Genomic DNA, 8,445 nt, shown 5'->3' on the forward strand with positions numbered 1-8,445 from the left:
TCCGGAGGCTATTTCTGCCTCTTTTCCGCCTTGGCTCTTTTTATGATTCTGGGACTGGGGGCGGATTACTGCATCTTTATGTATTCAGCTTCCCCCGCCACCATCCGGGAACGGCGGCGGGCGCTTTTGGCTTCCTGGCTTACCACGGAGGCCGCCTTCGGGGCTCTGGCGTTTTCAGGCACCCGGGCCTTGGCCGCATTTGGCAGTGCGCTGGCTCTGGGCCTTCTGGCGGTATTTGTTCTGGCGCTTTTTCTCAGCTATCAGGAACCTGAGGATGAGGGAGCGGAACAGCCGGTGGCAGAGGTGTAGCTGCGGTGTAAATGGCGGGAAGCGGGAATTGATTTCACAGGGATGAGCGCGGATGATTTATCTAAACGGTCTTACTGCTATTTCGGCTTTGGGCCGGGATTGGGAGGAAGCGGAAAATTCTCTCAGGGATAACCGCGCTCCCGGTTTCACAAGACTTAAGGGCTATCTTCCCGGAGATCTGGCCGCTGATTTCGGGGAGATCTCCTTTCCCCTGAACTCTCCCGAAGAACCGGATTGCCGGAACAGCCTCCTTCTCATGCACTGCCTTAATCAGATTCGGGATCTCACGGATACAGCGTTCCGGCGTTACGGGGCCTCCCGCATCGGCGTAGTGCTGGGCACCTCCACCTCGGCCATCAGCGATGTGGAAAGGGCGGGCCGGGCTGACATGGCCGCCGGAAGGCCGGTGAAATTCAGCTCTCTTTCCTACGAGGTGGGCAATGTGTCCGCCTTTATCGGCCGCTTTCTGGGAGCTAAGGGCCCCTGCTATACCGTGGCCACGGCCTGCTCCTCCTCCGCCCGGGCCCTTATCAGCGCACGGGATCTCCTCAAGGCCGGGATCTGCGATGCGGTGATTGCCGGAGGCGCGGATTCTCTCAGCGCCATCAGCATTTCGGGATTCTATGCTCTGGGAGCTCTGTCTTTGCAGCATACCCGGCCCTTTCACCGGGAGCGGGACGGCATCAATATCGGGGAGGGCGCCGGCATCGCTCTTCTGACCCGGGAGCCCCTGGAGGAGGCGCCCCTCCGGCTTCTGGGCTGCGGAGCCACCTCCGATGCCCACCACATTTCCGCGCCGGAGCCTGAAGGTACCATGGCCCGGGCGGCCATGGAGGAGGCCCTTAAAATGGCGGGACTTAAGCCGGAGGATCTCGGGTATCTTCACTTTCATGGCACCGGCACCCGCCTGAATGACGCCATGGAGGGCCGGGTGGCCCGGGATCTTCTGGGCGGCCGGGTGCCGGTATCCTCCGCCAAGCATCTCTGCGGCCATACCCTGGGCGCTGCCGGCATCATGGGGGCTTTTGTATCCTCTCTTGTTCTTCGGGGAGCCATGCTGCCCCGGCATGACTACCGGGAGGAGGACTACCGGGAGGAGTTCCCTGATATCGATCTCGTGACCGTTCCCGGACGGTATGCGAAAAGACCTTACGTCATGTCGAATTCCCTGGCTTTCGGCGGCAATAATGTATCTCTGGTGTTCTCCCTATGAAAAAATCGCATTTCACTCCCGCGGAATTCGGCAGCTATATTCCCCACCGGCCTCCCATGCTGATGATCGATGAGGTTGTCTTTGCGGATCCCGATCTGGAATCCGGCGAGGCCTTCTATGTGCCCGGGGATCGTCCTATGGCCGGACTCAATCCCGATGGCTCCCTGCCGTCTCATGTTATTATGGAGGTCATGGCTCAGGGCTGCGCCGCGGTTTTGGGAGTCTGCCGGATGCTCCGGGGGGAGCCCCCCATGACCCGGGCGCTTCTGCTTTCGGTGCGGGGTTTTCAGATCAGGCGCCGGGGAGCCTTCCCGGCGGGGCAGCGCCTCCTGATTTCCGTCTCCCGGGAGCTTAAGGATGAGAACTTTGTGATTATGAATGTGGAGGCCTTTGCCTCAGCCGGAGCTCCTGAGGACAGCAGGGCCGCAGATGACGGCGGGGCTATGCATGGCAACAGGCAAATCGTGGCCTCCGGACGGTTTTCCGTAATCGGCGCCGGGGATGCCGGGAACACAGATCCGGAGAAGCCTTCAGGAGGGGCAGAAAAATGAATACCGCTTTTGAGGAAAACAGGAATCGGACGATTCTCATTACCGGAGCCGGCACCGGCATCGGAGCCGCCGCGGCAAGGCGGCTTTCGGGGGCCGGCTTTTCTGTGGTTTTGCACTGCCGAACCCACCGGGAAAACGCGGAAAGCCTGGCCCGGGAAATTCGGGAGCAGGGGCGGGAGGCCCGGGTGATCTCCTTTGACGTGGCGGACACCCAGGCCTGCGAAACGGCTCTTAACGCAGATATTCAGGCTCACGGCGCCTACTGGGGAGTGGTGCTTAATGCGGGCATTGCCCGGGATGCCGCTTTTCCGGCCATGGAGCATGAGGCCTGGCAGCAGGTGCTGGATACCGATCTGGGCTCCTTTTACAACGTGCTCCGCCCCTGCATCATGCCCATGATTCACCTCCGGGACGGCGGGCGCATAGTGGTGGTGTCCTCGGTTTCCGGAATTACCGGAAACCGCGGTCAGGTGAATTACAGCGCAGCCAAGGCGGGGCTGATTGCGGCGGCCAAGTCTCTGGCCGTGGAATTAGGCAAAAGAAAAATCACCGTGAATGCCGTGGCTCCGGGAGTTATTGATACCGGCATGGTCAGTGAGGAGGTGCGGGAACATGCTCTCCCGCTGGTGCCCCTGGGCCGGCTGGGGGCTCCGGAGGAGGTGGCCGGAACCATCGCCTTTCTCTGCTCCCGGGATGCGGCGTATATTACGAGACAGGTTATCAGTGTGAACGGAGGAATGTGCTGATGGGGATGCTGACGGACGGGCTTGCGAGCGGACGCTCGGGAGCGGAAATGCGCCGGGTTGCGGTAACCGGGATCGGAATGATTTCTCCGCTGGGACAGGAGCCCGGAGAGGTGCTTAAGCGTCTCCGCTCCGGCAAAAACGCTGTCCGAGTACTCCCGGAGCTTTCCGAATACCGAAACATGACCTGCGTTCTCGGGGCCCCGGTAACGGAGGAGCTCCCGCATTACCCCCGGAAGAAGACCCGTTCCATGGGGCGGATCAGCATTATGGCAGTGGCCGCTTCCGAAAAGGCTCTCGCCGACGCCGGACTTCTGGACAGTCCCGAGCTTACTGATGGCACCGCGGGAGTTGCCGCGGGGAGCTCCGCGGGCACGATGTCCGGCCTTAAGGACGTGGCGGTCTTTATCTCGGAAAAGGATACGGTGAATCTGAACGCCACCACCTATGTGCAGATCATGCCCCATACCTGCGCCGTGAATATTTCGCTGTTTTTCGGGATCACGGGACGCATCATTGCCGCCAGCACCGCCTGCACCTCGGGATCTCAGGCTCTGGGTTATGCTTACGAAGCCATTAAATGCGGGGCTCAGGATATCATGCTGGCCGGAGGGGCCGAGGAGCTTAATCCGCTCACCGTGGGGATCTTTGATGCTCTCTTTGCCACCTCGAGTACTCGGGATCCGGAACGCGCCCCCCGGCCCTTTGATATTTCCCGGGACGGCATTGTGGCAGGCGAAGGAGCCGGCATGCTGGTTCTGGAGGAGTACGAACATGCCCGGAGGCGGGGCGCCCGGATCTATGCGGAATTATGCGGCTTTGCCACCAATGCGGATGCCACCCACGTTACCAGTCCCTCCTCTCCGGGGATGGAGAAGTGCATGCGGCTGGCCCTGAAGAACGCCGGCATTTCTCCTGAGGACATCGGTTATGTGAACGCGCACGGCACCGGCACCGAGCAGGGGGATCTCGCCGAGGGTTCCGCCACCTTCCGGGTGTTCGGGAGCCATATCCCGGTAGCTACCCTCAAGAGCTATATGGGGCATACCCTAGGGGCGGCCGGTGCTTTGGAGGCCGCCATGACGATTCTTATGCAGCGGGAAGGGTGGTTCGCTCCGAATCTCAATCTCAGTAATCCCGATCCCGCCATCGGAGATCTCTGCTATATCCGGGGCAGCGGGCTTGATCTTCGGACGGAGTATGTCATGAGCAACAACTTTGCCTTCGGCGGGGTTAACACCTCTCTTATCTTCAGAACCCCGGAAGGCGCGGGGTCATGACCGTGCCTCAGGAGGGAGAGTCTGCCAAAGCAGATCCGCATCGGGATGCGGATCGGAAGCATGGGAAAGCCCTCAGGATATTTCTCAGGATTATCTTCTGGTGCGGCTCTCTCAGCTATCCCTTTTATGTTTATTACGGCCTGAAAACTCAGGACAGACTGGGGCCGGCTCTCCTCCTGCTCCTCCTGGCGGGGATCAGAGTTTTTCTGAGCGGCCGGGATTCCCGGGATATCAATACCGTAATTCTGGCGGCGGCGCTGTTTATGGGAGCGGCCTCGCTGCTCCGGATGTCCCAGGAGCTCATGCTGTTTTACCCCGCTCTGGTGAGCTTCGGGCTGTTATGGTTTTTCGGGAGAACATTGAAAGGAGGGCGGACTCCTCTGGTGGAAAAGATCGCCTCCCTGAAAACCCCGCCGGAGGAACGCACGGAATTTTTTCGGAAATACTGCAGGATGGTTACGGAGGCCTGGTGCGTTTACTTTGCGCTTAACGGGGTAACGGCGATTTTGCTGACTCTTCCGGAGGATCGGAAGTACTGGATGATTTATACCGGCATTATTATCTATGTGATTATGGGCCTCATGTTCGCCGGGGAGTTTGCAATACGCATGATTTGTTTCAGAATTCAAAAGGGACGGGAGCTTAATGACCACAGGTAAGTTTAACGATATGTCAGCCATGGAGGCTCTCAGGCGGGCTCAGGCCATCAGCGTGGGGCCTTTTGTTTTTCAGGCGGTGGCTGCCATGGAGGATCTGGGCCTTCTCGGGATTCTCGGGGATCTCGGGCCCGGAGAAAGCATTACCCGGGAGGAGATGGCCCGGAGATCCGGAGTGTCCCTTTACGGGGTTTCAGTGCTTTTGGATCTGGCCGTTACCGCGGACATCGTTATTGAAAACCCGGAAAACGGCGGTCTCTCCCTGTCCAAGCTGGGTATTTATCTCACGAGCGATCCCATGACCCGGGTGAATCTGGCCTTTACCCGCCATGTCTGCTATCAGGGACTGGAAAAGCTGACGGACTCCCTGAAAACCGGACGTCCGGAGGGACTGCGGGTATTTACCGCGGATCACGACACCATTTATCCCTTTCTTAAGGATCTGCCGGAAAAGGCCCGGGAGGCCTGGTTCGGCTTTGACCACTTTTATTCGGATCGCCTTTTTCCGAAAGCCTTGCCGGAGCTTTTCAGGAGGTTTCATCCCCGGTTGATCTACGATGTGGGGGGCAATACCGGCAAGTTCGCTCTGGCGGCCACGGATTATGATCCCGAGGTTAAGGTTACCGTAATTGATCTTCCGGAGCAATGCGAGAAGGCCCGGGAGAATTTCCAAAAAGCCGGGAGAGAGGAACGGGCCCGGGTATTTCCCGCCGATATTTTAAAGGAGGAGCCTGCTCTTCCCGGAGAGGCCGATATCTGGTGGCTCAGCCAGTTTCTGGATTGCTTCAGCGCCGGGGATATTTCCGGTATAATTTCCCGGATTTACCGCGCTGCCAGACCTGATGCGGTGCTGGCGGTGAACGAGATTCTGGGAGACCGCCAGAAAAACGAGGTGGCCTCGCTGGTGGTGGATGCCACCTCCCTGTACTTTACCGCCCTGGCTAACGGCCGGAGCCGCTTCTATCATGCCCGGGAGCTTATTTCCCTGATAGAAGGGGCGGGCTTTAAGCTCTGTGACGAGATCGACCATCTGGGCATGGGGCATACAGTGATGTTTTTCCGGAAAAATCCGGAAGCTGAATATGAGGAAGGCCGGAGAGGAGCCGGCCATGAAGGATAATTATGAGTGATAGTGCTGATAAGAACTCCGCTGCCATTCGGGAGCGGCGTCTTGAAAGAGTGAAAAAGCTGTTAAATCTGAGCAAGTCGGGGAATCCCAACGAAGCGGCTCTGGCTATGAACATGGCGGTGAGAATCCTGCAGGAATCAGGTCTTACCATGGAGGATGTGGGGATTTCGGAGATCAAGAGCATCAAGCTCAAAAAGGTGCTGTCTGCCGGTTTTAACAGAGTGCCGAATTATGAAACCAGATTTTTGCGGCTCATGGAAAAGGCCTTTGGCATCAAGGTTATTCTCTCCAAGGATTACGGGGTAAAGACTTATGAATTTTACGGCCCCGGAGATCGGGTGGATATGGGGGTTTATGTCTGCGAGGTGCTGGTAAGACAGCTTTCTGCCGCTCGGAGGAGATATCTTAAGGAGGATTGCAACTTCGGAAACTGGAGCGTATTCAGGAACCTCAAGCGGGATATGGCCGACAGCTACTGCTCCGGGTGGGTTTCCGGGGTTACTGATTTGGTGAACACCTTTGTGGATATCACCCCGGAGGAGCAGAAGCTTATTGAGAGATTTGAAACGATTAATTACCCGAATCTGACCGCAACAAAATCCCGCTCGGGAGCATCATGGAATGCCCAGGGCTATAACAAAGGCATTTCCGATGGCCGGAATGCCACCCTTAACAGACCGGTTAACGGCAGCGGAGCCCGGGAGCTTCTTTTGGGGTATTAGCCGGGGCGGCCGAGGCGGGATCCGGGGGAAGTTTTTTTTCCGGGGCTTGTAACCTCAGGGCCGCAGGCAAACAAGGCCAACAGACAAACAAACAGCTGCGTTCACAAGCAGCTTTTTCAGACAGCGAGGCCATTGAGATGACAGATCAGGCGCATCCCTTTGATTTAATGATTATCCAGAACAGCGACAAAAGCCGGGTGCTGACAATTTTTGATAACAGATGGGGAATGTTTCTCTTTCCTTATCGAAAAATGACCGTTATTGACCAAGGCCCGGAGGCAGATCAAAAGGAGCTTTCTTACGTTACCGGATGCCTTGCAGAGCTGCTGCACACGCCTGCTCACAGCATTCATGCTGAAATGTCCTTGCGGGCCTTCACGGAGAAGTACTCGGTGTCCGATAAAGTCAGCAAGCTTTACGATCACCGGTTTTTTAAGGTTTCCGTTGACAATCTTAATGAAGAGGAACAGTTTGAGTTAGCCGGGACTAAATTTAAGTGGTGGCGTATTTCGGATCTGGAAGCGGATCCGGATACAATAGCTCATAACTCTGAAATTGTTGCTGCGGTAAAGAATGAAGTGCTGTAGCCGTTTCAAATTCGGCAGACATCCGGCGGAGCAGCATCAGGGCCATGAATCAGTGGCGTGGAACAGTGAGTCTGAGATACGGGCAATTAAGCAAGGTCGTTATTAAGGGATACAAGTCCCTTAAAAAATGCGAGCTTCCTCTTAAAAGCATTAACGTTTTGATTGGCTGCAACGGATCCGGAAAATCAAATTTCCTGTCCGCTTTTCCGCTGCTGCAGGATGTTTTGCAGCAAAAGCTCCGGATTTTTGCCGGAAGGAGCGGGATTAATTCTCTCTTTTATAATGGCATCACAGAAACTGATTACCTGTCATTTGAATTTGTTTTTGATAAAAATTCATATGGATATGAGTTAATTCCGGCTGATGACAGGCAGCTGATTTTTAAGAATGAATTTTTTTGCCGCTATGATGAAGACCAGCGTTATGAAAGCAGCATAGCCAGCGGCCACCACGAATCGCAATGGGAAAACGGCGCTGGTGATAAAGCGGCGGAGCGCGTTATTCCCATCCTGAAAAATCAGTTCTGGCGGGTATACCATTTTCAGGATACCGGCCGCGCGGCCAAAGTGAAACAGGAACATAACATTGAAAATAATAAGCGTCTCATGAGTGATGCGGCGAATTTAGCCGCTTTTTTATATCGGTTAAGGCGCAGCTACGAAAAGAAATATCATGAAATTATTGAAACCATAAGACTGGTTGTTCCTTTTTTTGATGATTTTGCGCTTGAACCTAATGAATTAAATGAAGAACTGATTATTCTTAAATGGCGCCGCAAGGGCTGTGAAGATATTTTTCATGCGGCGCAATTGTCTGACGGCGCGCTTCGTTTTATTTGTCTTGCGACGCTGCTCTTGCAGCCCCCGGAACTGCAGCCTGCCACGATCATCATAGATGAGCCGGAACTGGGGCTCCATCCCTATGCGATAACATTGCTTGCCGATATGATAAAGCAGGTTGCCGCAGCTAAGCAGGTTATCATTTCCACAGAGTCTCCTGACCTCCTTGATGAATTTGCTGCGGATGATGTTGTCGTTGCCGGTATTGCTGCGGATAAGGACGGTAACGGATCTTCGGTCTTGAGACGCCTGGATGAAAAAGAACTCCGGGTCTGGCTTGAAGATTATTCCTTAGGCGATTTGTGGCGGAAAAATATTTTGGGCGGCGGGCTCTCAAGAATGCCGCCAGAAGCTTGAGCAAGTCTGACTTTTAATGATTTCTCCCGTTATTTCCCGGAATTCCGGAAATCCCCGTT

At 55.7% G+C, this 8,445-nt stretch carries 9 protein-coding genes and 1 pseudogene; all 10 read left to right on the plus strand.

The features are described from left to right. On the plus strand, positions 1–309 hold a 309-nt coding region (locus ACJROR_RS14940), incomplete at its 5' end, for a hypothetical protein (protein WP_406547788.1). Between the two features lie 52 nt (positions 310–361). Next, positions 362–1,522 carry a beta-ketoacyl-ACP synthase gene (locus ACJROR_RS14945; RefSeq protein WP_406547789.1) on the plus strand — a complete coding sequence of 387 codons (1,161 nt, stop codon included), beginning with the start codon at positions 362–364 and terminating at the stop codon, positions 1,520–1,522. Then, positions 1,519–2,073: a hypothetical protein gene (locus tag ACJROR_RS14950; protein WP_406037568.1), complete on the plus strand. Its 555-nt coding sequence runs from the start codon at positions 1,519–1,521 to the stop codon at positions 2,071–2,073. The genes ACJROR_RS14945 and ACJROR_RS14950 overlap by 4 nt, the downstream gene beginning before the upstream one ends. Then, positions 2,067–2,819 (plus strand): annotated as a pseudogene (gene fabG / locus ACJROR_RS14955) (3-oxoacyl-ACP reductase FabG); the annotation flags it as partial. The gene ACJROR_RS14950 and the pseudogene fabG, both read left to right, overlap by 7 nt. A gap of 47 nt (positions 2,820–2,866) precedes the next feature. Then, positions 2,867–4,096, plus strand: coding sequence for a beta-ketoacyl-ACP synthase (locus ACJROR_RS14960; RefSeq protein WP_406547795.1), 1,230 nt, complete (start codon positions 2,867–2,869; stop codon positions 4,094–4,096). Further along, positions 4,093–4,755, plus strand: a complete 663-nt coding sequence (locus tag ACJROR_RS14965; protein WP_406547790.1) for a hypothetical protein — start codon at positions 4,093–4,095, stop codon at positions 4,753–4,755. The genes ACJROR_RS14960 and ACJROR_RS14965 overlap by 4 nt, the downstream gene beginning before the upstream one ends. Further along, the gene (locus ACJROR_RS14970; RefSeq protein ID WP_406547791.1) at positions 4,742–5,872 is read left to right on the plus strand and encodes a methyltransferase; all 1,131 of its coding nucleotides are present in this window, start codon (positions 4,742–4,744) and stop codon (positions 5,870–5,872) included. Before ACJROR_RS14965 ends, ACJROR_RS14970 begins: the two co-directional genes overlap by 14 nt. Before the next feature lie 2 nt (positions 5,873–5,874). After that, positions 5,875–6,603, plus strand: a complete 729-nt coding sequence (locus ACJROR_RS14975) for a DUF2786 domain-containing protein (RefSeq protein ID WP_406547792.1) — start codon at positions 5,875–5,877, stop codon at positions 6,601–6,603. A gap of 137 nt (positions 6,604–6,740) precedes the next feature. Next, a complete protein-coding gene (locus ACJROR_RS14980) occupies positions 6,741–7,190 on the plus strand; it encodes a hypothetical protein (RefSeq protein WP_406547793.1) in 450 nt (149 codons plus the stop codon). A 44-nt stretch (positions 7,191–7,234) separates the two neighbouring features. Further along, positions 7,235–8,386, plus strand: a complete 1,152-nt coding sequence (locus ACJROR_RS14985; RefSeq protein ID WP_406547794.1) for an AAA family ATPase — start codon at positions 7,235–7,237, stop codon at positions 8,384–8,386. Positions 8,387–8,445: the final 59 nt, after the last annotated feature.

The sequence above is a fragment of the Succinimonas sp. genome (assembly GCF_045225735.1).
Taxonomy (GTDB): Bacteria; Pseudomonadota; Gammaproteobacteria; order Enterobacterales; family Succinivibrionaceae; genus Succinimonas.

Excerpts from the sequence above, each read along its gene's own strand:
- ACJROR_RS14950 (WP_406037568.1), top strand. The coding sequence starts at position 1,519 with ATGAAAAAATCGCATTTCACTCCCGCGGAATTCGGCAGCTATATTCCC.
- ACJROR_RS14945 (WP_406547789.1), top strand. The coding sequence starts at position 362 with ATGATTTATCTAAACGGTCTTACTGCTATTTCGGCTTTGGGCCGGGAT.
- ACJROR_RS14965 (WP_406547790.1), top strand. The coding sequence starts at position 4,093 with ATGACCGTGCCTCAGGAGGGAGAGTCTGCCAAAGCAGATCCGCATCGG.
- ACJROR_RS14980 (WP_406547793.1), top strand. The coding sequence starts at position 6,741 with ATGACAGATCAGGCGCATCCCTTTGATTTAATGATTATCCAGAACAGC.
- ACJROR_RS14960 (WP_406547795.1), top strand. The coding sequence starts at position 2,867 with ATGCGCCGGGTTGCGGTAACCGGGATCGGAATGATTTCTCCGCTGGGA.
- ACJROR_RS14970 (WP_406547791.1), top strand. The coding sequence starts at position 4,742 with ATGACCACAGGTAAGTTTAACGATATGTCAGCCATGGAGGCTCTCAGG.
- ACJROR_RS14985 (WP_406547794.1), top strand. The coding sequence starts at position 7,235 with ATGAATCAGTGGCGTGGAACAGTGAGTCTGAGATACGGGCAATTAAGC.
- ACJROR_RS14975 (WP_406547792.1), top strand. The coding sequence starts at position 5,875 with ATGAGTGATAGTGCTGATAAGAACTCCGCTGCCATTCGGGAGCGGCGT.